The 23,953-nt window shown below is 72.3% G+C and carries 28 protein-coding genes and 1 pseudogene; 10 read left to right on the top strand and 19 right to left on the bottom strand.

The genetic code is table 11. From position 1 onward, the window contains the following. Positions 1 to 149: 149 nt before the first annotated feature. Positions 150 to 1,223, bottom strand: coding sequence for a DUF6402 family protein (locus Q7A36_RS22475; RefSeq protein WP_305105991.1), 1,074 nt, complete (start codon positions 1,221 to 1,223; stop codon positions 150 to 152). 487 nt (positions 1,224 to 1,710) lie between these two features. On the opposite strand from Q7A36_RS22475, the gene Q7A36_RS22470 reads away from it, so the two are divergent. From Q7A36_RS22470 to Q7A36_RS22450, 5 genes are all read left to right on the top strand, one after another. Next, positions 1,711 to 2,289 (top strand): transposase, encoded by a 579-nt coding sequence (locus Q7A36_RS22470; RefSeq protein WP_305105990.1) that lies wholly within the window; start codon positions 1,711 to 1,713, stop codon positions 2,287 to 2,289. 193 nt (positions 2,290 to 2,482) lie between these two features. Next, a complete protein-coding gene (locus Q7A36_RS22465; RefSeq protein ID WP_305105989.1) occupies positions 2,483 to 3,319 on the top strand; it encodes a class II glutamine amidotransferase in 837 nt (278 codons plus the stop codon). Next, positions 3,316 to 4,140, top strand: a complete 825-nt coding sequence (locus Q7A36_RS22460) for a uroporphyrinogen-III synthase (RefSeq protein ID WP_305105988.1) — start codon at positions 3,316 to 3,318, stop codon at positions 4,138 to 4,140. The genes Q7A36_RS22465 and Q7A36_RS22460 overlap by 4 nt, the downstream gene beginning before the upstream one ends. A 137-nt stretch (positions 4,141 to 4,277) precedes the next feature. Continuing rightward, positions 4,278 to 4,454, top strand: coding sequence for a hypothetical protein (locus Q7A36_RS22455; protein ID WP_305105987.1), 177 nt, complete (start codon positions 4,278 to 4,280; stop codon positions 4,452 to 4,454). Beyond that, positions 4,447 to 5,415, top strand: coding sequence for a tripartite tricarboxylate transporter substrate binding protein (locus tag Q7A36_RS22450; RefSeq protein WP_305105986.1), 969 nt, complete (start codon positions 4,447 to 4,449; stop codon positions 5,413 to 5,415). The genes Q7A36_RS22455 and Q7A36_RS22450 overlap by 8 nt, the downstream gene beginning before the upstream one ends. 15 nt (positions 5,416 to 5,430) lie before the next feature. On the opposite strand, the gene Q7A36_RS22445 is transcribed toward Q7A36_RS22450, so the two are convergent. The 10 genes from Q7A36_RS22445 to Q7A36_RS22400 form a co-directional block, all read right to left on the bottom strand. Further along, a complete protein-coding gene (locus tag Q7A36_RS22445; protein ID WP_305105985.1) occupies positions 5,431 to 5,928 on the bottom strand; it encodes a cupin domain-containing protein in 498 nt (165 codons plus the stop codon). Positions 5,929 to 6,302: 374 nt separating this feature from the next. After that, on the bottom strand, positions 6,303 to 6,533 hold the full coding sequence (locus Q7A36_RS22440) for a hypothetical protein (protein ID WP_305105984.1): 231 nt from the start codon (positions 6,531 to 6,533) through the stop codon (positions 6,303 to 6,305). 188 nt (positions 6,534 to 6,721) lie between these two features. Continuing rightward, entirely contained in the window at positions 6,722 to 7,738 is a 1,017-nt protein-coding gene (locus tag Q7A36_RS22435; RefSeq protein WP_305105983.1) for an SMP-30/gluconolactonase/LRE family protein, read from the bottom strand. A gap of 151 nt (positions 7,739 to 7,889) precedes the next feature. Further along, positions 7,890 to 8,705: an ABC transporter ATP-binding protein gene (locus tag Q7A36_RS22430; RefSeq protein ID WP_305105982.1), complete on the bottom strand. Its 816-nt coding sequence runs from the start codon at positions 8,703 to 8,705 to the stop codon at positions 7,890 to 7,892. Then, a complete protein-coding gene (locus Q7A36_RS22425) occupies positions 8,702 to 9,730 on the bottom strand; it encodes a FecCD family ABC transporter permease (protein ID WP_305105981.1) in 1,029 nt (342 codons plus the stop codon). The genes Q7A36_RS22430 and Q7A36_RS22425 overlap by 4 nt, the downstream gene beginning before the upstream one ends. After that, positions 9,727 to 10,767: an ABC transporter substrate-binding protein gene (locus Q7A36_RS22420; protein WP_305105980.1), complete on the bottom strand. Its 1,041-nt coding sequence runs from the start codon at positions 10,765 to 10,767 to the stop codon at positions 9,727 to 9,729. The genes Q7A36_RS22425 and Q7A36_RS22420 overlap by 4 nt, the downstream gene beginning before the upstream one ends. A 5-nt stretch (positions 10,768 to 10,772) precedes the next feature. Then, on the bottom strand, positions 10,773 to 10,985 hold the full coding sequence (locus Q7A36_RS22415; RefSeq protein WP_305105994.1) for a TOBE domain-containing protein: 213 nt from the start codon (positions 10,983 to 10,985) through the stop codon (positions 10,773 to 10,775). 70 nt (positions 10,986 to 11,055) lie between these two features. Further along, positions 11,056 to 11,910 (bottom strand): substrate-binding domain-containing protein, encoded by an 855-nt coding sequence (locus Q7A36_RS22410; protein WP_305105979.1) that lies wholly within the window; start codon positions 11,908 to 11,910, stop codon positions 11,056 to 11,058. Between the two features lie 22 nt (positions 11,911 to 11,932). After that, the gene (locus Q7A36_RS22405; RefSeq protein WP_305105978.1) at positions 11,933 to 12,655 is read right to left on the bottom strand and encodes an ATP-binding cassette domain-containing protein; all 723 of its coding nucleotides are present in this window, start codon (positions 12,653 to 12,655) and stop codon (positions 11,933 to 11,935) included. Continuing rightward, positions 12,655 to 13,359, bottom strand: coding sequence for an ABC transporter permease (locus tag Q7A36_RS22400; RefSeq protein WP_305105977.1), 705 nt, complete (start codon positions 13,357 to 13,359; stop codon positions 12,655 to 12,657). The genes Q7A36_RS22405 and Q7A36_RS22400 overlap by 1 nt, the downstream gene beginning before the upstream one ends. Before the next feature lie 102 nt (positions 13,360 to 13,461). Here Q7A36_RS22400 and Q7A36_RS22395 point away from each other — a divergent pair, with 102 nt between their 5' ends. From Q7A36_RS22395 to Q7A36_RS22385, 3 genes are all read left to right on the top strand, one after another. Then, on the top strand, positions 13,462 to 14,334 hold the full coding sequence (locus Q7A36_RS22395; RefSeq protein ID WP_305105976.1) for a helix-turn-helix transcriptional regulator: 873 nt from the start codon (positions 13,462 to 13,464) through the stop codon (positions 14,332 to 14,334). 105 nt (positions 14,335 to 14,439) lie between these two features. Beyond that, entirely contained in the window at positions 14,440 to 14,895 is a 456-nt protein-coding gene (locus Q7A36_RS22390; protein ID WP_305105975.1) for a hypothetical protein, read from the top strand. A 220-nt stretch (positions 14,896 to 15,115) separates the two neighbouring features. Next, positions 15,116 to 15,418, top strand: coding sequence for a hypothetical protein (locus Q7A36_RS22385; protein ID WP_305105995.1), 303 nt, complete (start codon positions 15,116 to 15,118; stop codon positions 15,416 to 15,418). Positions 15,419 to 15,475: 57 nt separating this feature from the next. On the opposite strand, the pseudogene Q7A36_RS22380 reads toward Q7A36_RS22385, so the two are convergent. Continuing rightward, a pseudogene (locus Q7A36_RS22380) lies at positions 15,476 to 15,864 on the bottom strand (IS630 family transposase); the annotation flags it as partial. Between the two features lie 361 nt (positions 15,865 to 16,225). Here Q7A36_RS22380 and Q7A36_RS22375 point away from each other — a divergent pair. Continuing rightward, positions 16,226 to 17,230, top strand: a complete 1,005-nt coding sequence (locus Q7A36_RS22375) for a hypothetical protein (protein WP_305105974.1) — start codon at positions 16,226 to 16,228, stop codon at positions 17,228 to 17,230. A gap of 314 nt (positions 17,231 to 17,544) precedes the next feature. On the opposite strand, the gene Q7A36_RS41620 is transcribed toward Q7A36_RS22375, so the two are convergent. After that, positions 17,545 to 17,760: a cysteine-rich CWC family protein gene (locus tag Q7A36_RS41620; protein ID WP_370655695.1), complete on the bottom strand. Its 216-nt coding sequence runs from the start codon at positions 17,758 to 17,760 to the stop codon at positions 17,545 to 17,547. 66 nt (positions 17,761 to 17,826) lie between these two features. Here Q7A36_RS41620 and Q7A36_RS22370 point away from each other — a divergent pair, with 66 nt between their 5' ends. After that, the gene (locus Q7A36_RS22370) at positions 17,827 to 18,993 is read left to right on the top strand and encodes a CaiB/BaiF CoA transferase family protein (protein ID WP_305105973.1); all 1,167 of its coding nucleotides are present in this window, start codon (positions 17,827 to 17,829) and stop codon (positions 18,991 to 18,993) included. A 172-nt stretch (positions 18,994 to 19,165) separates the two neighbouring features. On the opposite strand, the gene ccmI is transcribed toward Q7A36_RS22370, so the two are convergent. The 6 genes from ccmI to Q7A36_RS22340 all read right to left on the bottom strand — a co-directional run bounded on the left by ccmI (position 19,166) and on the right by Q7A36_RS22340 (position 23,860). Then, positions 19,166 to 19,972, bottom strand: coding sequence for a c-type cytochrome biogenesis protein CcmI (gene ccmI / locus Q7A36_RS22365; protein WP_305105972.1), 807 nt, complete (start codon positions 19,970 to 19,972; stop codon positions 19,166 to 19,168). Then, positions 19,969 to 20,487, bottom strand: coding sequence for a cytochrome c-type biogenesis protein (locus Q7A36_RS22360; RefSeq protein ID WP_305105971.1), 519 nt, complete (start codon positions 20,485 to 20,487; stop codon positions 19,969 to 19,971). The genes ccmI and Q7A36_RS22360 overlap by 4 nt, the downstream gene beginning before the upstream one ends. Further along, the gene (locus tag Q7A36_RS22355) at positions 20,484 to 21,095 is read right to left on the bottom strand and encodes a DsbE family thiol:disulfide interchange protein (protein ID WP_305105970.1); all 612 of its coding nucleotides are present in this window, start codon (positions 21,093 to 21,095) and stop codon (positions 20,484 to 20,486) included. Before Q7A36_RS22355 ends, Q7A36_RS22360 begins: the two co-directional genes overlap by 4 nt. Further along, a complete protein-coding gene (locus Q7A36_RS22350; protein ID WP_305105969.1) occupies positions 21,092 to 23,056 on the bottom strand; it encodes a heme lyase CcmF/NrfE family subunit in 1,965 nt (654 codons plus the stop codon). Before Q7A36_RS22350 ends, Q7A36_RS22355 begins: the two co-directional genes overlap by 4 nt. 127 nt (positions 23,057 to 23,183) lie before the next feature. Further along, a complete protein-coding gene (gene ccmE, locus Q7A36_RS22345) occupies positions 23,184 to 23,708 on the bottom strand; it encodes a cytochrome c maturation protein CcmE (RefSeq protein WP_305105968.1) in 525 nt (174 codons plus the stop codon). Next, positions 23,705 to 23,860, bottom strand: coding sequence for a hypothetical protein (locus tag Q7A36_RS22340; protein WP_305105967.1), 156 nt, complete (start codon positions 23,858 to 23,860; stop codon positions 23,705 to 23,707). Before Q7A36_RS22340 ends, ccmE begins: the two co-directional genes overlap by 4 nt. Positions 23,861 to 23,953: the final 93 nt, after the last annotated feature.

The raw sequence follows: 23,953 nt of genomic DNA, 5'->3' as shown, positions 1-23,953 counted from the left end.
TCGACCGTGCGGGCGCTCTGCACGGCGAGGATCCGATTTGGGCGGATTGCAGACCTTCGGTGACCCGAACGAACCCCGCTACGAAGAGCCACAGGAGCTGGCGCGTAAATCAAGACTTTCGGAAAAGGTGCTTTGAACGCCGCTTGCGATTAAGGGATGATCTCGTTGTTTTTCCACTTTGGCGCGCGCCTGCGAGCGTCGGTGATAAGCACCGAGGAGAAGCTTGTTAATGACGCAAGACGCAATCGCGTGCCGATGCTTACTGCCGAGGGCTGAGGGCCGATTGCAGTCCGGTTTTGGTCCCAGATCAGGGGCCACAGCCGCCAATCTCCGTAATGTTGCTGCGCCAAACTAGAGAGTGTGTCGCCGCGCCGCACCGTTAGCTCCGAGACGGAGGGCGCGATGGAGGGGGGCAGTGCAGACGGCGAGGACGTGGGCGGCATCGTCGGAGTGGGCGGCATCGTCGGAGTGCCGGTACCGCCTGTGGCGTGAAAGCTCCAGGGGGTTGCTTGCGAGATAACCTTTACGTCGGAAAAGACGATAAAATCACCGCCTGCGCTATGCGCGATACGCCAATCACGATAGTCGCCATTGTCCACAAGGTCATAGCCAAAGCCCGGCGTCTTACTAACCTGCCTCGACACCTCGTTCCAGAATCCTAACGGCTGATGGCCGTTGAAGTCAAAGCTGTCCTGCACATAAATGCCAACCCGCTCCACCGTTATCAGCCAGTCGCTGCCGCCCTGCGGTTCGGCTCGCCCCTCGGCCACAAAGCGAAGGTTATAGTCGCCAAGAGCGCCGAATAGATCGTCTAGCGGGTCGGAGGCCATCCTGCTCGACACCGGCATGCCTTGATAGTGTTCACGGTCTTGAACATCGACCGGCCGCCCTAAATCGCCGAAGCGCAGCGGACCGCCCGACAGTATGCCGCGCTTTTCGATCTTGTTGCGCAGCGATGCTTCCGCAGCAGGGGTTTTCCAGTACTCACCAGCAACAATTTCAAAGTCATAAATCTTCTTGGCTCGCGGAAAGGTCAGCAGCCAAGAATCCATTTTAATTGTGGTGGTGTCGGGAGAGGCGTAGGCTGGAGCAATTGCGCTGGGATTGCCGAACCAAACATCCTGGAGTCGGGCCGCATTGCCCCAGCTCGGACTTTGTGCCCGCATCAAACTTGGGATCTTCGCAACGTCGACCATCTTAGCCTGGACCTCGACAAAGACCAACTTGGCCGTCACAAAGGTAGTATAGCCACCCGTGCGGACCTTTCTACAAGATTGGGGAACAGGGCCGGCCCCAGCAATCGCCAGAAAAGCGCCTCGATCGAGCATTAGCCTCGGGAGCCGGACTGGGCGAACATCTCCTACCTTTCGGCTCAATATAAGCCGGCTCCACTTTCGCCGCCCCGAACGCATGCCCTTCTTGCACAAGTTAAGACTTCTGCAGCGGGAATTCACCCGTGAGCCAAGCTCGGTTTTCGCGGTGCACAAGTCCGGTACGAATGTCTGCTTGGGGTCGAGTGCCGACCTTCCGAGTACCCTGAATACGCATGCGCGAACGCCGGCCGGCTTTAGCATCAAAGCTAAATCGCAACAAATCGACTACTCTGGGGGGGCATTGAGCAAGACGGCACCCGTCATGCAATCGCCCCTTCCTAAACGGAAAAAAATCCTATACTCTCATGGCTCCCGCCCGCCACCCCGGGAGTCCCCCATGCCCCGCCCACCCTCCCACCGCCGGTACACCCCCAAGCGCCCCTGGGCCCCGATGACCGATGCTGAGTGGGCCGCCATCCTCCCCCACCTCCGCACCGTCGTCATGGGCCAGGGCCGCCCCCTGGCCGATGCACGCCACCGCATCGACGGCATGTTCCGCATCGCCGCTTCCGGCCAGCCCTGGCACACCCTCCCGCCCGAGTACGGCAAGCCGGACACGGTCAGCCGCCACTTCCGCCGCCTCGCCCGCATGGGGTTCTGGATGCGCTTGGTCGGCGCCTGCGCCGACCGCGCCGCCCCGGCGCCGCTCCGCGCCATCGAGTTCTTCGTCGTCCGCGCGGCCCGCCGCGCCATGCGCGTCCTCGGCATGGATGCGGCCGTCATGGCGGAGCGCGTCGGGATCCTCTCAGCCATGCCGGTGCTGCCCGTCCATCTCTGCCGCCCCCACTGGTTCGCGCAGGCCGAGGGCGCGATCGCCCAGATCCTCCGCGCCCACCGCGACGCGCCGCTCTCGCTGCCCTTCAAGGACCTGCGCGAATGGCTCCGCATCCTCCGCCACTATGCCGGCAGGCCCTGAGACCGCCGCTGGGCGGAGCCGTGAGCCTGCCCCCGTTCCGCCACGATCCGGGCCGGACCTTTGTCCGAATCCCGCCGCCCGCGGATAAAATCGCGGGATCCAAGGGCCTTGAGCCCTTGGCGGATGGGGTGCGGGGAAGGCAGAGCCTTCCCCGCCGCTTCCGGCCCGCGCTCCGCGGGACTAGGCTGCCCGCATGTGCGAGCTCCTCGGCATGAGCGCCAACGTCCCCACCGACATCACCTTCAGCTTCGCCGGGCTGATGCGACGGGGCGGGCAGACCGGGCCGCATGCCGATGGCTGGGGCATCGCCTTCTACGAAGACAAGGGCTGCCGCGCCTTCCACGACCCGCGCCCCGCCGCGCGGTCGGAGGTCGCGCAATTCGTCCGCAGCCATCCCATCAAGTCCAACATCGTCATCTGCCACATCCGCCGCGCCAATCGCGGCCGCATCGCGCTCGAGAACACCCACCCCTTCCAGCGGGAGCTCTGGGGCCGGCCCTGGAGTTTCGCGCACAATGGCCAGCTCAAGGGGGTGAAGCGCTGGCGGCTCGGCGCCTATTGCCCCATCGGCAGCACGGACAGCGAGCACGCCTTCTGCTGGCTGATGGAGCAGCTCCGCACCCGCTTCCCCACCGCACCCTCGGACCGGGAGCTGGCCGGGGCGGTGGCGGCCCTGGCCGGGCGCCTCTCGGCGCTCGGCGTCTTCAACATGCTGCTCTCGGACGGGCGGAGCCTCTTCTGCCACTGCGCGACCAGGCTCGCCTGGCTGACGCGCCGCGCCCCCTTCGGCCCGGCGACGCTGGTGGATGAGGACCTGACGGTGAATTTCGAGCAGGAGACGACGCCGCGCGACGTGGTGACGGTGGTCGCCACCCGGCCGCTCACGCGCGACGAGGCCTGGACGGTGATGCAACCCGGCGAGCTCGTGGTGTTCCGTCATGGCGAGGTGGCGAAGCAGCCCATGGGACGGGCAACGCGGCGGGCGCCGCGGCGCGCGGCCTCGGCGGTGATGGAAGGGAAGGCGGCATGAGCGGATCCTTGGCGGGAAGGCGGGTGATGGTGCCCGAGACGCGGGAGCTGGAGGTGCTGGCGCGCATGCTGGAGCGCCACGGCGCCGAGGCGCTGCGCTGCCCGCTGGTCGCCATCATCGACGCGCCCGACCCGGCGCCGGTCGAGGCCTGGCTGCGCCGCTTCATCGCCACCCCGCCCGACGACCTGATCCTGCTGACCGGGGAGGGCCTCTCGCGCCTGCAGGGCGTCGCCCAGCGCGCCGGGATCGAGGAGGCCTTCCTCGCCGCGCTGCGCGGGGTGCGGCGGATCGTGCGCGGGCCGAAGCCGCAGGCGCGGCTGCGCGCGGTCGGCCTCGGCGCCGACCTCTCGGCGGCCGAGCCGACCACCGCGGGGGTGATCGAGACCTTGAAGGGGCAGGACCTGCGGGGGCGGCGGGTCGGCGTGCAGCTCTACCCCGACAACCCGAACGACCTGCTGCTCGACTTCCTCCGCGGCGCGGGGGCGGAGCCGGACCCGGTGCTGCCCTATGCCTATGCCTCGAAGGAGGACGATGCGCGGGTCGCGGCGATGCTGGACGCGATGGAGGCCGGGCGGGTCGATCTCGCCGTCTTCACCTCGACGCCGCAGGTGCGGCGACTGGAGCAGATCGCCGGGCCTGAGCGGCTGCGGGCGGCGCTCGGCCGCACGCGTATCGCCGCCGTCGGGCCGGTGGTGGCGGAGACGCTGGCGCGGGCGGGCGCCGAGGTCGCCGTCATGCCGGAGGAGAGCTTCCACATGAAGCCGATGGTCAATGCCATCCTAGCCGCGCTCGGCGAGGCCGGCGCGGAGACCGGGACCTAAAATGCGCTCGTGTGTCGTCCATTGGATTGACGCACGCATCATGGCGGTGAATCATCCGCCGCGGGACGGCGTCCGGTGGGGCCTGCCGCCCTGCCGGCGCGCCGCCCCGGCCGCCGGGAATGCCCGAGAGGTGTCCCATGCCGCTGTCGCTGCTGCTCGCCAGCCTCGCCCTGCCGGTCCTGCCGCCGGAGGCGGCGCTGGTGCTGGCGCTGGCCGGCGCGCTCGCGCTGCTGGCCGCGGCCGGGCCGGCGGAGACGCCGCCCTCGGAGGATGTGACCACCGCCGCCATCTTCGCCTTCCACGGCCATGTCTGAGCCGCGCGGCCGGCGCGCGCTGCTCGGCGCCGCCGCACTGGCGGCGCTGGCCCGGCCCGCTGCGGCGCAGGCCTGGCCGGACCGGCCGCTCCGCTTCATCGTGCCCGTCGCTCCGGGCGGCAGCGTCGATCCGCTGGCGCGGCTCATCGCCCGCCACCTCTCGGATGCCCTCGGCCAGCCGGTGGTCGTGGAGAACCACGCCGGCGCCGGGGGGAATATCGCCTTCGAGATGGTGGCGCGCGCCAAGCCGGATGGGCATACGCTGCTGGTCGGCTGGGACAGCCTGGCGATCAACCCGGCGCTCTACCCCAGGGTCGGCTACGACCCGCTGCGGGACTTCGCCCCGGTGATCCAGACGGTGCGGACGGCGCAGCTTCTCGTGGTCCGCCCGGGCCTGCCGGCGGCGACGCTGGCGGCGTTCCTCGACCTGACACGGCGGCGGGCGGTCACCCTGGGCTCGCCCGGCAACGGCAGCATCGGCCACCTGGCGGCGGAGCTGCTGAAGGCGCGCGTCGGCGCCGAGTGGACGCACATCCCCTACAAGGGCGGCGGTCCGGCCATGGCCGACCTGATCGCCGGGCATATCGACGCGGTTTTCCTGACCCTGCCGGCCGCGACCGAGCATGTGCGCGCCGGCCGCCTCCGGGCACTCGCCGTCACCACTGCGGCGCGCGCGCCGGCGCTGCCCGAGGTGCCGACCTTGGCCGAGAGCGGCCTTCCCGGCTTCGAGGTGACCTCCTGGCAGGGGCTGCTGGCCCCGGCCGGGACGGAGGCGGCGGTGATCCGCCGCCTGAATGCCGAGGTGGCGCGCATCCTGGCGCTGCCGGAGGTCGCGGCGCAGCTCACCGCCCAGGGCTTCGAGCCCGTGCCCGGCCCGCCCGAGGCGCTGGCGGCGCGCCTCGCGGCCGATGTGCCGCGCTGGCCGGGGGTCGTGACGCTCGCCGGTGCGCGGGTGGATTGAGACGCCGCTGGCGCCTCAGACCCCGCCGTTCTTGTGGATCGGGTCGATCCAGAGGACCTCTTCCGGCTTCTCCACCGGCTCGATGTCGAGGTTGACCACGACGGCCTCGTTGTCGGAGCGGACGAGGACGCAGCGCAGCGTCTCCTCCGTGCTCGCATTGATCTCCTGGTGCGGGACATAGGGCGGGACGAAGATGAAGTCGCCGGGCCCCGCCTCGGCGACGAATTCCAGGTGCTCGCCCCAGCGCATGCGGGCGCGGCCGGAGACGATGTAGATCACGCTCTCCAGCGCGCCGTGATGGTGGGCGCCGGTCTTGGCATTCGGATGGATGTGCACCGTGCCGGCCCAGATCTTCTGCGCGCCGACGCGGGCGGCATTGATCGCCGCCGCGCGGTTCATGCCCGGCGTCTGCGCCGTGTTGGTGTCGAGCTGGTCGCCGGGGATCACCCGCACGCCGGTATGCTTCCAACTGTCCGGCGGGATGTCGTGGCTGTGGTGGCCGTCATGCGGCATGACGCGGTTCCTCTGCGGGTCTCGTCCCTGCGGCAGTATAGCCGCGGCGCGCGGGGCGGCCATGCCGGAGCGATCGGCAGCGGCGGCGCCACCAGGACATGGCCTTCCCAGCCCGCGGCCCCGCCCGATCCGCCATGGGTCTGGGCCTGCCGCGCCGGGCCGCCGCGCGCCAGGCGAAACCCCGCGGACCGCAAGACGCGAACTTATCCCCAGGCTTGTGGACATACATGTGGACACGCCTGTGGGCCGACCCTGCCGTGGCGCCGGACTCCTTGCTGCTTCATGAATGGGACGCGCCCGCGCTCCCTCCGGCCCGCTGACCGACAGGTGACCGGGCTGGCGACGCGCCCTGCCGCCCGCCCGCCAGCGCCGGGTCAGTCGCCCTCCGCCGGCCCCTCCTGGCTCTCCGCGACCACGGCCGCCAGTTCCGCGGTGCTCAGCAGCAGCACGCGGCGCGCATCGAGCAGTTGCGGCGCCTGGTGCTGGAGGCTCTCCCAGCGCGCCTCCACCGCGTCCAGCGCGTCGTCCGCCGTCTCGAAGCGCTCCTCCTCCGGCAGCGGGCGCCCGGCGCGCCAGCGCAGATAGACCGGACCCTGGACGGACATGGCAGTGCTCCCCCTTCGGTGCCGCGGGCATCGATACCAGCGGCGCCGGCCACGGCAAGGCGCAGGTGCCTGGATGCCCGGGCGGGCCGGTTCGCGGCGGCACCGCGCCGGCCTCCGCCCGTATCGCGATCGAACATCGCGCGGCGTCGGCGGCCGCGGGCAGGCGCCAGCCGTCGCGCGCGTCGATGTCAGCCGCCGGGCGCGCCCTGAGTGTTCACGTAGAGCGCATAGAGCGACCGGCTGCCCGCCATGAAGAGCCGGTTGCGGTGCCGCCCGCCGAAGCAGAGATTGGCGCAGCGCTCGGGCAGGCGGACATGACCGATCGGCGCGCCGTCCTTGCTGATGATGCGCACGCCGTCCAGCTCCTCCCGGCCCATGCCCCAGCCGGACCAGATGTTGCCGTCAACGTCGAGGCGGAAGCCATCGGGCGTCTCGCCCTCCTGGCAGCGGAAGAAGACGCGGTTGTTGGACAGCCGCCCGGTCGCGCCGTCCACGTCGAAGACGCGGATGACGCGCGGCGTCGCGGCGGATTCCACCACATAGAGCTTCGACTCGTCGGGCGAGAAGGCGAGGCCGTTGGGGCGGTTCACTTCCGCGGTCGCCACCGTGACCTGCCCGGTCTGGCCGTCCACCCGGTAGATGTTGGTGGGCAGTTCCGGCTGCGCCGCCTCGCCTTCGTAGAAGCCGAGGATCCCGAAGGGCGGGTCGGTGAACCAGATGCTGCCGTCGCTCTTCACCACCACGTCGTTCGGGCTGTTCAGCCGCTTGCCCTCGAAGCGGTCGGCGATGACAGTGATGGCGCCGTCCGGCTCGGTGCGCGTCACGCGCCGCGTCAGGTGCTCGCAGGTGATCAGGCGTCCCTGCCGGTCGCGGGTATTGCCGTTGCCGTTGTTCGCGGGCTGGCGGAAGGTGTCCACCTGCCCCGTCGCCTCCGACCAGCGCAGCATCCGGTTGTTCGGGATGTCGGACCAGACCACGCAGCGCTGGTCGCCGAACCAGACCGGCCCCTCGCTCCAGCGCGCCCCGGTCCAGAGCCGCTCGACCGCCGCGGCGGGCAAGCGGTAGCGGGCGAAGGCGGGGTCGAGGATCTGCACGGCCGGGTCGGGGTAGCGGTCGACCGGCTGGCCGAGCGCACGCGGCACCAGGGCGGGCGCGGCCAGGGTGAGGCCGGCGGCGCCCAGCAGGGCGCGGCGGGTGGCGGTCATGGTTGTTTCCTCCGGTTGGAGCAGAGTGCCGGTGCGCGCGGGGGCGTGGATCTGCTCGGCAGGCAAGGGCATGACGCGGCGCGAGGCCGCTCCAGGGCCGGCGGGACCGGCAGGGCCGAGGCTATCACGGCCGCCGCGACGCGCGGCGGGGTCAGCGCGGCGGCGTGGCCGCCATCCCGCCCGCGACCACCGGCGCGCAGACCCGGCGCGGCCCCTCCGGCGTCTCCACCGTACCGATCACCGTCTCCACCCCATAGGCCGCGCGCAGCCTGGCGGGCGTGACGATCGCCTCGGGTGGCGCCGGGCCGTCCAGCCCGCCGCGATGCAGCACCGCCGCGGCATCGGCGACGAGGAAGGCGTGGTCGGGATGGTGCGTCGTCATGAGCACGCCGAGGCCGTCGCGCGCCGCCAGCGCCCGGATCTGCCGCAGCACCAGCGCCTGGTTGCCGAAATCGAGGCTCGCGGTCGGTTCGTCCAGCACCAGGCAGGCGGCCTCCTGCGCCAGGGCGCGGGCGATCAGCACCAATTGTCGCTCGCCGCCCGAAAGCTCCGTCACCGGCCGGTCCGCGAGATGCGCGATGCCGAGCCGGGCGAGCGCCGCCTCCGCCGCCTCCCGGTCGCGGCGGCCGGGCGCGGCCAGCAGCGGCAGGCGGGCGGCGCGGCCCATCGCCACCACCTCCCGCGCGGGAAAGGCGAAACCGCCCGGCGCGGCCTGCGGGACATAGGCGAGGCGCAGCGCCACCTCACGCCGCGGCAGGCCGCGCAGGTCCTCGCCCGAGAGCCGCACCGTGCCCGACAGCGGCGGGATCAGGCCGAGCAGCGTGCGCAGCAGCGTCGTCTTGCCGCCGCCATTGGGCCCGAGCAGGCAGAGCACCCGCCCGGCCTTGAGCGCCAGCGAGATGCCCTCCGCCACCACCCGCCTGCCATGGCCGATGGCGAGGTCCCGCGCCTCGAGCAGCGCCGTCACGCCAGGCCCCGCCGTGCCCGGGCCAGCAGCCAGAGGAAGAGCGGCGTCCCCAGCACGGCGGTCAGGATGCCGAGCGGCACCTCAACCCGTCCGGCGCTGCGGGCGATGGTGTCCACCGCCAGCAGGAAGGCGGCGCCGAGCAGGGCCGAGAGCGGCACCAGCCGCCGCAGGTCCGGCCCGCCCAGCATGCGGGCCATGTGCGGCACCACCAGCCCGACCCAGCCGATGGCGCCGGCAAGGGCCGTGACGGCGGCGGTCGCCAACGTGGCGAAGCCGACCGCCGCGGCCCGCAGCGCCGTGGTCTCGACGCCGAGCGCGCGTGCCTCGTCCTCGCCGAGCGTCAGCAGGTTCAGCCGCCAGCGGATCAGCAGCAGGCCGAGCAGCCCGAGCAACGCCGGCGGCGCCGCGGCCAGGATATCGCCGCGCGTCGCCGCCGAGAGCGTGCCGAGCAGCCAGAAGGTGATGGCGGGCAACTGGTTGTAGGGATCGGCCAGCACCTTCAGCAGGCTGATCGCGGCGCCCAGCAGCGCGCCGAGGGCGATGCCGGCCAGCACCAGCACCAGCACCGGGTCTCCCTGGCCCCGCACCGCCCCGGCCAGCCCGGCGACGGCGGCGACCGCGGCGATGCCGCCGGCGAAGGCGAGACCCTGGATGGCCGCGACCGGCAGGCCGAGGAAGATGCCGAGCACCGCGCCGAGCGAGGCGCCGGCCGAGACGCCGAGCAGGTCGGGCGAGGCGAGGGGGTTGCGGAACATGCCCTGGAAGGCGGCGCCCGCCGCGGCGAGGCAGCCGCCCACCAGCATGGCGGCGGCGGCGCGCGGCAGGCGGATGTTCCAGAAGACCAGCGCCGCCGGCCCCTCCGCCCGCCCCAGCAGGATTGCCGGCAACTCCGCCGGCGCGATGGGGAAGCGGCCGACCGCCAGCGCCCCGAGCACCGCCGCCAGCAGCGCCGCCACCCCGATCCCCCAGGCGAGCGCACCGCGCAGCGCGCGCGGCCGCGGCGCCGGGACCGCCGATGCACTCACGCCGGGGGCAGGGCGGGGCGCAGCAGGGCCTCGACCTGCGATGCCGCGGGACGGCGGTGGTAGAAGCGTTCGTGGAACCCGGCGACGGCCTCGGCCAGTCCCTCGCGCGGCCGGACGCCGAAGAGCACGGGCAGCCAGAGCAGGCCGAGCAGCCGGTTCACCGAGGGCGGGAAGTCCATCCAGCCGAAAGGCAATCCGGGCAGCAGGACGATCCGCCCAGCCTGCACCGCCGGCAGGGCGCGCCAGAGCGGGTCCTGCCGCGCCTGGGCCAGCGCATCCGGGTGCTGGCAGATGATCCAGTCGGGCGCCCAGGCCAGCACCTGCTCCAGGCTGATCTGCACCAGGCCGCCGGGGCCGAGGGCGCTGCCCGCGACGTTCTCCGCCCCCGCGGCCTCGATGATTTCGGTGTTGATGGAGCCGGCGAGGCCGGTCTCCAGCCCGCGCGGGCCCCGCAGATAGAGCACGCGCGGCCGGCCGCGGGCGCGCAGCGTCTCGGCTGCCTCGGCGGCGCCGGCGAGGATGCGCGTCGCGTCCTGCTCGCGCGCCGCGGCCTCGGCCGGGCGGTCGAGGATCCCGCCGAGCAGGCGGTAGGTCTCCGGGATCTTCGGCAGGGCGCCGTCCAGCAGCAGGGCGGGCAGGCCGGTCTGCTCGCGGATGCGTTCGGCGAGGGACACGTAGGTCGGGCCGGTGGCGCCGTAGTCGAGGACGAGGTCCGGCCGCTGCGCCAGCACCGCCTCGAGATTGGCGGTGTTGTCGCGGCCGGTCAGGCGGCCGATCTGCGGCAGCGTCGCGGCCTCGGGCGTGAGGAAGGCGGCCTCGGCCGGGCTCGGGGGACGGGCGGGCCAGCCCGCGAGCAGTTCGGGCGCCAGGGTATAGAGCAGGATCGCCGCCGGCGGCCCGGCCGGGACCACGCGCGCGATGCGGTCCGGCACGCCGATGCGCCGCCCCGTCGCGTCGCCCACCCGCCGCTCCGCCCGCGCCGGCGCGGCGAGGCCCGCGAGCGAGGCGGCGAGCAGCGCGCGGCGGCCGGCGGGCATGGCGCTCAGCTCTCCGTCCCGACCATGACGTCGGAGGCCTTCACCACGGCAACCGCGCGCTGGCCGGGGGCGAGGCCGAGCTCCTCGGCGGATTCGTTGGTGATGGATGCCGTGAAGACCACGCCCGGCGCGACCTCGATCCGCACATGCGTCGTGGTGGCGCCCTTGCGGACCTCCTGGATCGTGCCGGGGAATTGGTTGCGGGCGGACAGCTTCAGCATGGTGCCTGTGTCTCCGGCCTTGGCATGGGTGACATGGGTCGATCGCGCCGCCGGCGCCAGGGCGGGCTCACGAGGCCGACTCCGGCTGCGCCGCATTGGGGAAGAAGAGCTGCTCGCCATTGATCTTGTAGGATGCGATGGCGGCCTGGCCGGCGGGCGAGAGGATCCAGTCCACGAAGCGCTGTCCCTCCGCCGCCTTCACATGCGGATGGCGCTGCGGGTTCACCAGCATGACGCCGTACTGGTTGAACAGCCGCGTGTCGCCCTCGACGAGAACCGTCAGCCCCTGCCGGTTGCGGAAGGAGAGCCAGGTGCCGCGGTCGGCGAGGAGATAGGCGTCCTGCGCTGCGGCGGTGTTGAGCGCGGGGCCCATGCCCTGGCCGATCTCCCGGTACCATTGGCCGCGGCCGGTCGCGGGATCGACGTCCGCCGCCTGCCACAGCCGCAGCTCCGCCGCATGGGTGCCGCTGCGGTCGCCGCGGCTGATGAAGGGGGCCTTCGCTGCGGCGATGCGGCGCAGCGCCTCCGTGCTGTCGCGCAGGCCGGCGAGTTTCGCGGGGTCGGCGGAGGGGCCGGCGATGACGAAGTCGTTGTACATCACGTGGTGCCGCGGACCGCCGGCGCCCTCGGCGACGAATCTCTCCTCCGCCGCGCGGTCATGGACGAAGACCACGTCGGCATCGCCGCGGCGGCCGACATCCAGTGCCTGGCCGGTGCCGAGCGCGACGACGCGCACCGCGATCCCCGTCTGCTGCGTGAAGAGCGGCAGGATACGGCCGAAGAGGCCGGACTGCTCCGTGCTGGTGGTGCTGGCGACGACGATGGTCCCGCGCGCCTCCGGCGCGACGAACCGCTCCTGTGCGAGCGCCGGCGCGGCGTAGGCGAGGAGGGCGAGGAGGAGCGTCCGGCGGATCCAGGTCATGGCGTCCCTTGTCTGTCCTGGCTCACCACACCAACTCGCCGCGGAGGAAGGCGGCGGCCTCGGGCGTGGCGGGGGCGGCGAAGAAGCGGCCGGCCGGCGCCTGTTCCAGCACCCGGCCGCGATGGAGGAAGACGACCTCGCCGGCGAGGCGGCGCGCCTGGCCGAGGTCGTGCGTGGTCATGACGAGTTTGGTGCCGCGGCGGACGAGGGTCGCGACGATCTCCTCCACCGCCCGCGTCGCGGCGGGGTCGAGGCTGGCGCAGGGCTCGTCGAGGAAGAGCACCTCCGGATGCAGCGCGGCGGCGCGGGCCAGCGCCAGGCGCTGCTGCTCCCCGCCCGAGAGGCGGCGCGCCGGGCGGTCCGCCAGCGCGTCGAGGCCGACCAGCGCCAGGGCCTCGCGCGCGCGCCGCGCGCGCTCCGCCCGCGCGAGGCCGGCGAGGCGCAGCGGATAGAGCGCATTGCCGAGGACCGAGCGGCGCAGCAGCACCGGGCGCTGGAAGACCATGGCCTGCCCGCGCGCCGGATCGCCGGCCGCGCCTGCCCAGGCGATGCGCCCCGCGCTCGGCGCCAGCAGCCCGTGCAGCAGGCGGAGCAGCACGCTCTTCCCCGCGCCGTTCGGGCCGATGATGAGCGTCGGGTCGCCGGCCTCGATGGTCAGCGACACGTCGCGCAGGATGGCGACGCCGTTCGCCGCGAAGCCGAGCCCCTCGGCGCGCAGCGGCAGGATGGTCTCCGGCGCGCGCATCAGCCGGCCCGGCGCAGCGCGGCCTCGCGCAGCCCCTGGGCCAGCGCATTCACCACCAGCACGATCGCCATCAGCACCATCCCGAGGGCGAGGGCCAGCGGCAGGTCGCCCTTGCTGGTCTCGAGCGCGATGGCGGTGGTCATGACGCGGGTGAAGCCCTCGATATTGCCGCCGACGACCATGACCGCGCCGACCTCCGCCGCGGCGCGGCCGAAGCCGGCCAGCAGCACCGTCAGCAGCGCGAAGCGGCCGTCCCAGAGCAGCGTCGGCACGGCGCGCCAGGGCCCGGCGCCGAAGGAGCGGAATTGCTCGGCATATTCCTCCCACAGCCCTTCCAGCACCTGCCGCGCGAGGGCCGCGAGGATCGGCGCGATCAGCGCGGCCTGGGCGATCACCATGGCGGTCGGGGTGAAGAGCAGGCCGAGCGGGCCGAGCGGGCCGGAGCGCGAGAGCAGCAGGTAGATCAGCAGCCCCGCGACGACCGGCGGCAGGCCCATCAGCGCGTTCAGCGCCACCACCAGGCCGCCGCGCCCGGGGAAACGCGCGACGGCCAGCAGCGCGCCGAGCGGCAGGCCGATGAGCGCCGCGACGGCGACCGCGCCCAGGCTGACGCGCAGGCTGAGCAGCACGACCTGCGCCACCGCCGGATCGGCGGAGACGACCAGCCCGAGGGCGGTCGAGAGGGCACTGCCAAGGTCGTTCACGATGCGCTCCGGACTGCCTGCCTAGTTGCGGGCGGCAGCGGCAGGGGTCAATTGCCGGAGGTGCCCGGCACCTTGCCGGAATCTGCCGGATTCTGCCGCCATATGCCGGATGTGCTGACATTGCGGGAGGCCGCCGCCTGGCTCCGCCTCTCCGAACGGACGCTCTACGAGTTGGCCCGCACGCGCCGCGTCCCGGCGGCGCAACTGGGCGGCAAATGGCTCTTCCCGCGCGCGCGGCTGGAGCGCTGGCTGGCGGCGCAGGCCGAGGGCGCGGCGCCCGCCGACCCGCCGCCGATCCTGGCGGGCAGCCACGACCCGCTGCTGGACTGGGCGGTGCGGCAATCCGGCTGCGGCCTGGCGCTGCGGGCAGGCGGCAGCCTGGAGGGCCTGACGGCGGTCGCGGAGGGGACGGCTGTCGCGGCGGCGACGCATCTGGTCGATCCCGATACCGGGGCCTTCAACGAACCGGCGGTGCGGGAGGTGCTGGCGGGGCGCGGCGTGGTCGGCCTCACCTGGGCCTGGCGGGAGCAGGGGCTGATCGTCCCGCCCGGCAATCCGCGCGGCCTGGCGCGCGCCGCGGACCTGGCGGGCGGCGGCATCCGCGTGGTGGGGCGGCAGCCGCGCGCCGGCAGCCATGTGCTGCTGACCCATCTGCTGACCGAGGCCGGGGTGCGGCTGGACGCCGTGCGCTTCCTGGCCGACCCGGCGCTGGCCGAGGACGAGGTGGCGGCGGCGGTCGCGGAGGGGCGCGCCGATGCCGGCTTCGGCATCCGGGCGGAGGCGGCGGCGCGGGCGCTCGGCTTCGTGCCGCTGCTGCGCGAGCGCTTCGACCTGGTGATGCCGCGGCGGCACTTCTTCGAGGTGCCGATGCAGCGGCTATGGGCCTTCACGCGGACGACGGGGTTCGCGGCACGGGCGGCGCGGATGGGCGGCTACGACACGGCCTCGACGGGGAGCGTGGCGTTCAACCTGTAGCCAGGATGACGCGGGACGCATCCTGCTCAGCCGATGAAGAATGCCGGCACGAACGGGAAGGCGTCATGCGTCGCCAGCCAAGGCCATGGGCCTTACGCTGTCCGCATGTATCGCATCGAAAGGCTGAAGAAGCGCGATCCGCACCTGCGATGGGCATTGCCGGATCGCGTCTTCTTCGCCGCCGGCGCCTGCCATATCCTGGCTTACGCTTTCATGGAGCGGTACCGGACAGGGTCGCTGCGGGCGATCTGGCTCAAGCCCGATGCGGGGTTCACGGGCAACCACATCTACGTTGCCTCGGGTGGCTGGGTCTTCGACTATCACGGCTATTCCGATGCCGAGCGATACCGTGCTCACACATGGCGCAAGGCGCAACGCTGGTGGCCCGGCTGGAACGCGACGCCGATCGAACTGCCTGCGGATGTCCTGATTTCGGAAGCCAAGTCCAGGACCTATGACGGGCTCTGGCTGCGCGAGCCGGACCAATTCCTTCATGACGCGCTGCCGCGTGCCGTGGCCTTTCTGAAGCGCTTCCCTCCGCCACCCGCTCCGGGTGCCTGAGTGCGTGGCGCGACGGACTCCGAGGCCGACGCGTCGTCGCTGGGCGGCGTGCGGTCACCATTTGCCCGGCATTGCAGAGCAGGCTGTCGATCGGCCAGGCAGGACACCCGGCCAGGAGCGGCAAGAAACCAGCAAATTGTCTAACTCTGAGTTGTGTGTGCCTGCGGGGGCTTCGCGGCCTATCCCTCTGCCAGCCGGTGGATCCGGCGACGAAAGGTGGATGGAAATGCCGAACCTACAGCCGCTGCCTCCCGCCTCGACCCTCACCGCCCAGCGCTACGGCCAGATCCTCAACCAGGCCTGGCAGCAGACCCAAGGGCGCGCGCCCCGGCGGACGATGAACGACGACGCCATCGGCCGGGCGGCCGAGAGCGGCCGCAGCCGCGGCCCGGGCCCGGACCGGCCGGCGCAGCGCTTCGCCCTGGAATTCCTGCAGAGCCTGCAGCGGTCCGGCTGCACCGAGATCAGCGAGGCCATCCGCGCCGCGCGGGCGCTGAGCGAGCCCGAGGAACCCGGCGCCTGAGACGGGCCGGCCGCGGCGATGGAGCGCCGCCGGCGGCCCTGGTGCATCGACTCGAACAGAAGGTGCAGGACGCCTGGCCAGCTTGCCCGGGATGGTTTCAGCAGGCCTGGTCCAGGCGAAGGGCTTGGCGCCGGTATCGAGATTGCGGATGTGGTGAGTGATGGCGTCCTGCAGGCGGGGACCGACTTGAAGGCCCCGCAGCGGATGCGCCTGCGGGTGATCGCCGAGAAGAAGCCCTCGACAGCCTGGATCCAGTACGCCGATCTCGGCGCGAGGTGGAAGACCCAGCGCGGATGGCCGGCCAGCCACTGCTGGAACTTCCGGTGCGCGCAGGTGGCGCAGTGGTCGAGGATGGCGTGGATCACCGTGCCGGCGTGGCCGGCACGCTCGACGGCGTCGAGGAAGCGGACGTACCCCTTGTGGGCGTGCCGCGGCGTGCATCGGCCGGCACGGCTCTCCGAATCGTGCCGCTCATTCACAATCCTCAATGCTCAGCACAGCAGTTCCGAGCATAGTACATCATTTATAATTAATAGACAACCTCGGCAGTTACGAGGTGGAGATGCTCTCCGGCGGTCTTGGCGTCGATCCGTGCGCCAGAATACAGACAGTACATTGAGGCTGGGGAGCAACGTCATCCCTGGTTGGCGCAGGGTCCGACCATGGACAGGATACGCGCATTGCGCCCCGGCCAACGCCAACGACTGCATCATGACACAAACCGCTCTGCGCGTTGCGTCGCGTACATCCTGATGGCCGGCTCAGCAGCGCGGTTCGCTCTGCATTTCATCGCAGGAGAAAAGAAAGATGGGAGATTTGAGCCTGGGCCAATCGCTTGCATGGCCGTGCAAGGTGAGCCGAAACGGCGACGGTCGCCTCGAAGTCTTCGCAGGCAACGGCAATGGTGAGCTGCTGCACATATGGCAGGAAACGCCAGGCGGTGGCTGGAGCGTATGGGATAATTTGGGCGGCCGGTTGAGAGCGGGCGACCTGGCCATCGGGCGCAACGGCAATGGGGCGCTGGAAGTCTTCTCGGTCAATGGGCCGGACGGTGCATTGGTGCACAACTGGCAGGTCTACCCGGGAGGCAACTGGAGCGGCTGGGAGAGCTTGGGCGGCGTGGTTGGCGGGGTGAACGTGGCCAACAACCTTGATGGCCGGTTGGAGGTCTTCGCGGTCGGCCAGGGGCACGACCTGTTCCACATCTGGCAGAAGCCCGAAGGGGGATGGAGCAACTGGGTGTCGCTGGGTGGCTACGTCTATGCGCCAGCCGTCACCAGCAATCTCGACGGCAGATTGGAAGTGTTTGTCCGCGGCAGTGATGGCGCGGTGTACCACATCTGGCAGCTTACCCCGGGAGGCGCCTGGAGCAGTTGGGCACCGTTGGGCGGACAGGTCGACCCGATCCTCGATGTCGGGCGCAACGCGGACGGCAGGCTCGAGCTTTTCGCGCGGAGCCCCCAAGGTGGACTTCTCCACATCTGGCAGAACGTGCCGGGCGGCAGTTGGAGCGCCTGGGAAGATCTGGGCGGCGACCTCAACACCCCACCCGCCGTGGCATCGAACGAGGATGGGCGCCTGGAGGCCTTCGCCATTCGGTTTGATCGAACCCTGTGGCACATCTGGCAGCAACCGGAAGGCGGCTGGAGCGCGTGGGATAGTCTCCAGGGCGACCATATGTGGGACAAACCGGCCGTCGGTGTGAATTGGGACGGACGGTTGGAGGTGTTCACCCGAGGCGGCGCATTCATTGCCGCCCCGGCCGACCTGCGGCACATCTGGCAGACCATGCCGAACAATGGTTGGAGCTGACATAGCAGCCGCTGTCAGCCCCCTGCATGCGGTCGACGGCGCCGCGTGATGCGCACCTGGCAGACTGGGCGCGTTGCTCAGCCGTCCTGTCCGGAAATCGGCGTGCGGCCGCCGCTGATGCATTGACCCAGGCGGAGGATTCCACCGCGGCAGCCGCCGTGAATCCTCCGTTGGGGTCGGTACACTGGAGCAGATCGCCGCAGGGCGGAAACGCCTGGAGGCGTGAATCCGGTCGTAAATCAAAAGCCTGGCGCATCGGACTGCCGATGGCCGGACAGGACATTCCCGACAGGACCGCACGCCGCGACATGGCGTCAGGTGCGGTCCGGCAGATTGCGTGGCCGCGGTGTCGGACCCGTGCTGGCTCCCGCCGCCGCGGCCAGGCAGGCCGGGCAGAGGCAGCCCGCACCTGCTGCCACCGGCAGCCCGGCCGGCGGCAGGTCCATGCACCAGCAGCGGCCTGCCGGCGTGCAGCGGAACCCCGCGCCGCAGCGCGGGCAGCGCGCTTGCTCGTCCCCACCCGTCGTCATCGCCGCGCCCCTTTGCCAGCCCCCGCGCGCCGCGGTCTACTCGCCGCAGAGGCGGGAGGACAGGCGATGCAGGGCGCGCTCGACGGGCTGGTGGTGCTGGACCTCACCAACTTCCTCTCCGGCCCCTACTGCACCATGCTGCTCGGCGACATGGGCGCCGATGTCATCAAGGTGGAGCGCCCGGAAGGCGGCGACGACGCCCGCCGCATGCCGCCTTTCGTCGACGGGCGCAGCCAGCCCTTCGCCGTCTGGAACCGCAACAAGCGCAGCATCACCGCCGATTTGAAGAACCCGGAGGACGTCGCGCTGGTCCGGCGCCTCGCGCTGCGCGCCGATGTCCTGGTCGAGAATTTCCGCCCCGGCACGCTCGATCGGCTGGGACTGGGACCCGAGGCGCTGCGGGCGGCCAATCCGCGACTCGTCACCTGCTCCATCTCCGGCTTCGGCCAGACCGGCCCCTGGGCCACGCATGGCGGGCTCGACATGATGGCGCAGGGTATGTCGGGGCTCATGGCCGGCAATGGCCCGCCGGAGGGCGAGCCCTATCGCCTGCCCATCGCCATCACCGATGTCACCGCCGGCATGTTCAGCGCCATCGCCATCCTCGGCGCGCTGCAGGCGCGGCAGCGCACGGGACGCGGCCAGCACATCGACCAGTCGCTGCTGGAGGCGGGCCTGGCGCTCGGCGTCTATGAGGCCGCGCATGTCTTCACCCATGGCACGCGGCCGGAGCGGCTGGGGCAGCTCCATCGCGGCAGCGCGCCCTACCGCGTCTTCCGCACGCGCGACGGCTGGATCACCCTCGGCGCCAGCAAGGAGAAATTCTTCCGGGCGCTCTGCGGCATCATCGGCCAGCCGGAGCTCGCCGCCGACCCCCGCTTCGCCAGCAATGCCGAGCGGGTGAAGCACAACGACCAGCTCATCCCGCTGATCCAGGCGGCATTGGCGCGGCAGGACAGCGCGCATTGGCTGGCGGCCTTCAGCGAGGCCGGCATCCCGAGCGAGCCGGTGCTCTCCTACGATGAGGCCCTGGCGCACCCGCAGGCGGTGGCGCGCGGGGCGGTGGCGGTCTTCGAGGATCCGGAGCGCGGGCCGCTGCAGCACCTCGCGCCGCCGGTCCACCTCGCCGACATGCCTGCCGTCATCCGCCGCCGCGCCCCGGACCTTGGCGAGCACGGCGCCGAGATCCGCGCCTGGCTGGCGGCGGCGGAGGCCGACGAAGGACCGAGCTGATCCTTGCTCGACGCGGTCAGGTCGGGGAGGGAAAAGTGTTCCCTCCCCGAGCCCCACCCTTCCTTTTTCTGAGTCGGTCGCCGCCGCGCGGCGAGTATCGACTCAGAGAAATAGAAGGGGGTTGGACGCCGAAGGCGTCCAACGGGAATACCTTCCCCCGCTCTTGCTTCCTTCAGGGCAGCTCGTTCATCCGCCGCTCCACCATCGCCCGCCAGGGTGCCTCGGGGGGCGCATCGGCGATCAGCGCCCGCCAGGCTGCGCGCGCACTGTCGTTGCGGCCGGCGCGTGCCTCCGCCAGCCCCGCGAGGAAGCGCAGGCCGATATTCTGCGGCGCCTGCGGCAGGGCGGCGCGCAGCAGGGAGCCGGCCTCCTCCACCTTACCGTCCTCGAGCAGCACCTGGGCGAGCTGCCCGGTCAGCTCGGCATCGAAGCTGCCGCGCAGGGCGCGGCGATAGGCCTCCGCCGCGGCGGGCAGGTTGCCGCGGCTGCGCTCGGCATTGCCCAGCAGCTCCCAGCCCTGGCGGGCCTGCTCGCTGTCGGCCGGCAGTTGCGCCAGGCGCTCCCGCAGCCGGCCGAGGATCTCCTCGTCGCGCGTCGCCGCCTCCTGCCGGAGCGCGTAGGGGGCGGAGGGCATGTCCGGGATGCCGCCTAGCCAATAGAGGCCGAGGGCGAGCGCCGGCGCCGCCAGCAGCGCCGCGCCCAGCAGCCGGCGCCCGCCGCGCGTCGCTTCCGGCCCGGCCTCGGCCGGCGCCGCGAGCAGCCGCCGCTGCACCTCGAGCGTCGCGGCGCGGTGCGCCGGCTCGTCCAGCCGTCCCGCCTCCTTCTCCCGCTCCAGCTCGGCGAGCTGGGCGCGGTAGAGGGCGAGGTCGGCCTCCCGCCGCCCGCGGGCGCGGGGCGGGGCGAGCAGCGCGAAGGCGAGCGGCGCGAGCGCCGCCACGGCCAGCAGGCCGAGCAGCGGCCAGAAGGGAAACCAGCTCACGCGCTTCGGCCGTCCTCGAGGCTGGCGAGCCGCGCGCGCTCCGCGGCGGAGAGCTCCTCGGGCGCCGCGGCGGGTGCGGCGGTGCGGCGGCGGCGCGCGGTGAGGATCATGGCGAGGCCGAGGCCGAGCGCGAGCACCGGCGTGCCCCAGAGGAGCCAGGTTTCCGGCTTCACCGGCGGGCGCAGCAGCACGAAGTCGCCGTAGCGGTCGTGCAGGTAGGCCATGATGTCGCCATCGCTGCGTCCCGCCGAGACCTGCTCCCGCACGATCCGCCGCAGGTCGCGGGCGAGCTCGGCATCGCTGTCCTCGATGGACTGGTTCTGGCAGACCATGCAGCGCAGCTCGCGGCCGATCTGCCGCGCGCGCTCCTCCTGCGCCGGGTCGCGCAGCATCTCCGCGGGGTCGGAGACGGCGGCCAGCGCCGGCGCGGCGAGCAGGGCGCCGATCACGATGATCCGCCCTGCACGCAGGGTTAGCGTGGCGGCCGCCCGCAGGGCGGGGAACAGGTGTGTCATGCGTAGGTCTTCAGGAGCGGGCGGAGCTGCTGCGCCACCGTCTCCTCCGTCACCGGCCCGGCCCAGCGCCAGCGGATGATGCCGTCCCGGTCGATGAAATAGGTCTCCGGCACGCCGTAGAGGCCCCAGTCGATGGCGACCCGCCCGGGCTGGTCCACGCCGAGCCGCTGGTAGGGGTTGCCGTGCTTCTGCAGGAAGCCGAGCGCGTCGGCGGGCTTGTCCTTGTAGGCGATGCCGAGGACCGGGATGCCCCCCCGCGAGAGCTTCATGAGCTCCGGGTGCTCGATGACGCAGGGCACGCACCAGGAGGCGAAGAAGTTCACCAGTACCGGCCGGCCGGCCGCGCGCAGGTCGGCGGCGGCGAGCGCCGGGCGGTCCGCGCCGTCGAGCGGCGGCAGGGTGAAGTTGGGCGCCGGCTTGCCGATGAGGGCGGAGGGCACGCCCTTCGGGTTGTAGCTGCCGGTGCCGAGGCCCCGCAGCATGGCGTAGAAGCCCGCCCCCGCCGCGACCGCGACGCCGAGCGGCGCCAGCAGCAGCAGGCGCCGGCGCGAGGGCGCCGGGCCAGGGGTGGCGCCTGGGGTAGCGTTCCGGGCGCTCGCCTCGCTCATGCCCGCGCCTCCGCCCGCACCGCCCTGGCCGCCGGCGCCGAGACGCGCACCCGCCGGTCGCTGAGCGACAGGCCGCCGCCGAGGGCCATGATGGCGGCGCCGAGCCAGATCCAGGGCGCCAGCGGGTTGTCGTGGATGCGCAGCACGGCGCCGCCGTCGCGCTCCTCGCCCATGACCAGGTAGAGGTCGCGCGCCCAGGTCGTGTGGATCGCGGCCTCGGTCGTGTTCATGCGGGAGACGGCGAAGCTGCGCTTGTCCGCCTGCATGGTGGTGATCAGCGCGCCGCCCTCGCGCAGCTCGACCGTCGCGCGGCGGGCGGTCCAGTTCGGGCCCTGCACCGTCGTGATGCCGGTCAGGCGGTACTCGACGCCGGCGAGCGTGGTCGCCTCGCCCGGCTTGAGCAGCGCGAGCTTGTCGGTGGCCAGCCCCATGCCGGCGAGGCCGAGGATGGTGACGCCGAGCCCCGCATGCGCCAGCGCCCCGCCCCAGGCGGCCCGCGGCAGGAAGCGGGCGCGCGCCCAGGCCGATTGCGGCCGGCGGAACAGGGCGATGCGGTCGGCGATGTCGGCGAGGGCGGCCGCGATGGTCCAGAGCGCCGCGCCGAAGCCGAGCGCCGGGCCGATCCGCTCGCCGGCCAGCGCCCGGCAGAGCAGCAGGGCCGCGAGGCCGGCGAGCGCCGCCCACCAGACGCGCTGCAGCACCGGCCAGAGCCGCGCCCGCTTCCAGGCCAGCAGCGGCCCGACGCCCATGCCGAGGATGAGCGGCACGGCGAGCGGCAGGGTGGCGAGGTTGAAGAAGGGCGGCCCGACCGAGATTTTTTCCTTCAGCAGCAGGTCGGCGAACATCGGGTAGAGCGTGCCGACCAGCACCACCGCGGCGATGGAGCAGAGCAGCAGGTTGTTCAGCACCAGCGCGCCTTCCCGCGACAGCGGCGCGAAGACGCCGGTCGGGACCATCGCCGCGGCGCGCCAGGCAAAGAGCGCGAAGCCGCCGCCGATGAAGACCGCGAGCAGCGCCAGGATGACGAGGCCCCGCGCCGGGTCGTTGGCGAAGGCATGCACGCTGGTCAGCACGCCCGAGCGCACCAGGAAGGTGCCGAGCAGGCTCATGCCGAAGGCGACGAGGGCGAGGAAGACGGTCCAGGTCTTCAGCGCCTCCCGCTTCTCGACCACGGCCGCGGAGTGCAGCAGGGCGCAGCCGGCCAGCCAGGGCAGGAGGGAGGCGTTCTCGACGGGGTCCCAGAACCAGTAGCCGCCCCAGCCCAGCTCGTAATAGGCCCACCAGGAGCCAAGCGCGATGCCGAGGGTCAGGAAGGACCAGGCCGCCAGCGCCCAGGGGCGGACCCAGCGTCCCCAGTTCGCGTCCACCCGCCCCTCGATCAGCGCGGCGACGGCGAAGGCATAGGTCACGGCGAAGCCGACATAGCCGAGGTAGAGCAGCGGCGGATGGAAGGCGAGGCCGGGGTCCTGCAGGATCGGGTTCAGCCCCTGGCCGTCCGGCGCCGGCGGCCAGACCCGGCTGAAGGGGTTCGAGGTCGCCAGGATGAAGCCGAGGAAGGCGGCGGCGATCAGCCCCAGCACCGCGAGCACCCGCGCCTGCAGGGCCGAGGGCAGGTTGGTCCCGAAGGCTGCCACCGCGCCGCCGCAAAGGGCGAGGATGAGGACCCAGAGGACCATCGAGCCCTCATGGTTCCCCCAGGTCCCGCTGATCTTGTAGAGCAGCGGCTTCGCGGAATGGCTGTTCTGGACGACGTTCAGGACGGTGGTGTCGTTGACCACATAGGCCCAGACCAGGCAGCCGGCGGCGGCGGCGACCGCGATCAGGATGCCGGCGGCGATCGGGCCGGTTGCCGCCATCAGCCGCGCCTCCGCCCGGTGCGCGCCCCAGAGGCCGACCAGGGTCTGGGCGAGGGCGAGGGCGAGCGCGAGGGCGAGCGCGAAATGGCCGAGTTCGGGGATCATGCGCGCATTCCTCGCGGCGAGCCGGGCCGCTCTGCGACGTCGGCGAAGCCACGCGCCCCGGGAAGGATGGCCGGGTCGCGCCCGGCCATGGCGGCATCCTGCCGCAGCGTCCGGCCCATCCCTGGCCTCACGACCCGCTCCGCCCTTGCGCCGGCGACTTCCCGGGCTCGAGCGTGTTCCAGGTCGCGGCCGGCGGCGGCGCGCCCTGGGCCGGGTTCCAGTGGCCGCTCTTCTTCAGGGCCTCCGCCACCTCGGGCGGCATGTAGGTCTCGTCGTGCCGGGCCAGCACCTCGCTGGCGCGGAAGACGCCGTCGGGGCCGAGCTTGCCGAGCGTGACCACGCCCTGGCCCTCCCGGAACAGGTCCGGCAGCACGCCGGCATAGGTGACGGCGACGGCGTTCGGCCCGTCACTCACCCGGAAGCGGGCCTCGGGCCGGCCGTCCGGCCCGGTCTCCTTCGCCACGCTGCCGGGCTCCACCAGCCCGCCCAGGCGGAAGGCGCGGCCGGGCGGCGGCGCCTCCCGCGCGATGTCGGAGGGGCTGCGGAAGAAGACCAGGTTGTCCTGGAAGGCCGTCAGGGTGAGGGCGGTGGCGCTGCCGAGCCCCAGCCCGCACAGCAGCAGCAGCCAGAGCCGCCGGCGCTTTCGTGTCATGTCGTGTCCTGCATCCGCCGGGCCCGCGGGTCCAGCGCCTCCAGCCGCCGCCGCGCGGCGGAGAGCCGCAGGATCGTGGCGGCGGTCAGCGCCGCGAAGCCGCCGAGCACCAGCACATAGCTTGCCGTCACATGGGCCCAGTGGAGTGTCATGCCAGCCCTTGCTCCTGGGCCATCCGATTCAGCCCTCCGCGCCCTGCAGGGCGCCCCGGCCATCGGGCGCATGCCTTGGCCATCCGATTCAGC

It is taken from the genome of Paracraurococcus lichenis (assembly GCF_030657435.1).
In the GTDB taxonomy this organism is placed as follows: Bacteria; Pseudomonadota; Alphaproteobacteria; order Acetobacterales; family Acetobacteraceae; genus Paracraurococcus; species Paracraurococcus lichenis.
Note: the sequence above shows the minus strand (reverse complement) of the source record. Positions and strands in the feature narration are given on the sequence as shown.

Excerpts from the sequence above, each read along its gene's own strand:
- Q7A36_RS22470 (WP_305105990.1), top strand. The coding sequence starts at position 1,711 with ATGCCCCGCCCACCCTCCCACCGCCGGTACACCCCCAAGCGCCCCTGG.
- Q7A36_RS22465 (WP_305105989.1), top strand. The coding sequence starts at position 2,483 with ATGTGCGAGCTCCTCGGCATGAGCGCCAACGTCCCCACCGACATCACC.
- Q7A36_RS22460 (WP_305105988.1), top strand. The coding sequence starts at position 3,316 with ATGAGCGGATCCTTGGCGGGAAGGCGGGTGATGGTGCCCGAGACGCGG.
- Q7A36_RS22455 (WP_305105987.1), top strand. The coding sequence starts at position 4,278 with ATGCCGCTGTCGCTGCTGCTCGCCAGCCTCGCCCTGCCGGTCCTGCCG.
- Q7A36_RS22450 (WP_305105986.1), top strand. The coding sequence starts at position 4,447 with ATGTCTGAGCCGCGCGGCCGGCGCGCGCTGCTCGGCGCCGCCGCACTG.
- Q7A36_RS22445 (WP_305105985.1), bottom strand. The coding sequence starts at position 5,928 with ATGCCGCATGACGGCCACCACAGCCACGACATCCCGCCGGACAGTTGG.
- Q7A36_RS22440 (WP_305105984.1), bottom strand. The coding sequence starts at position 6,533 with ATGTCCGTCCAGGGTCCGGTCTATCTGCGCTGGCGCGCCGGGCGCCCG.
- Q7A36_RS22435 (WP_305105983.1), bottom strand. The coding sequence starts at position 7,738 with ATGACCGCCACCCGCCGCGCCCTGCTGGGCGCCGCCGGCCTCACCCTG.
- Q7A36_RS22420 (WP_305105980.1), bottom strand. The coding sequence starts at position 10,767 with ATGCCCGCCGGCCGCCGCGCGCTGCTCGCCGCCTCGCTCGCGGGCCTC.
- Q7A36_RS22410 (WP_305105979.1), bottom strand. The coding sequence starts at position 11,910 with ATGACCTGGATCCGCCGGACGCTCCTCCTCGCCCTCCTCGCCTACGCC.
- Q7A36_RS22405 (WP_305105978.1), bottom strand. The coding sequence starts at position 12,655 with ATGCGCGCGCCGGAGACCATCCTGCCGCTGCGCGCCGAGGGGCTCGGC.
- Q7A36_RS22395 (WP_305105976.1), top strand. The coding sequence starts at position 13,462 with ATGCCGGATGTGCTGACATTGCGGGAGGCCGCCGCCTGGCTCCGCCTC.
- Q7A36_RS22390 (WP_305105975.1), top strand. The coding sequence starts at position 14,440 with ATGTATCGCATCGAAAGGCTGAAGAAGCGCGATCCGCACCTGCGATGG.
- Q7A36_RS22385 (WP_305105995.1), top strand. The coding sequence starts at position 15,116 with ATGGAAATGCCGAACCTACAGCCGCTGCCTCCCGCCTCGACCCTCACC.
- Q7A36_RS22375 (WP_305105974.1), top strand. The coding sequence starts at position 16,226 with ATGGGAGATTTGAGCCTGGGCCAATCGCTTGCATGGCCGTGCAAGGTG.
- Q7A36_RS41620 (WP_370655695.1), bottom strand. The coding sequence starts at position 17,760 with ATGACGACGGGTGGGGACGAGCAAGCGCGCTGCCCGCGCTGCGGCGCG.
- Q7A36_RS22370 (WP_305105973.1), top strand. The coding sequence starts at position 17,827 with ATGCAGGGCGCGCTCGACGGGCTGGTGGTGCTGGACCTCACCAACTTC.
- Q7A36_RS22360 (WP_305105971.1), bottom strand. The coding sequence starts at position 20,487 with ATGACACACCTGTTCCCCGCCCTGCGGGCGGCCGCCACGCTAACCCTG.
- Q7A36_RS22355 (WP_305105970.1), bottom strand. The coding sequence starts at position 21,095 with ATGAGCGAGGCGAGCGCCCGGAACGCTACCCCAGGCGCCACCCCTGGC.
- Q7A36_RS22350 (WP_305105969.1), bottom strand. The coding sequence starts at position 23,056 with ATGATCCCCGAACTCGGCCATTTCGCGCTCGCCCTCGCGCTCGCCCTC.
- ccmE (WP_305105968.1), bottom strand. The coding sequence starts at position 23,708 with ATGACACGAAAGCGCCGGCGGCTCTGGCTGCTGCTGCTGTGCGGGCTG.
- Q7A36_RS22340 (WP_305105967.1), bottom strand. The coding sequence starts at position 23,860 with ATGACACTCCACTGGGCCCATGTGACGGCAAGCTATGTGCTGGTGCTC.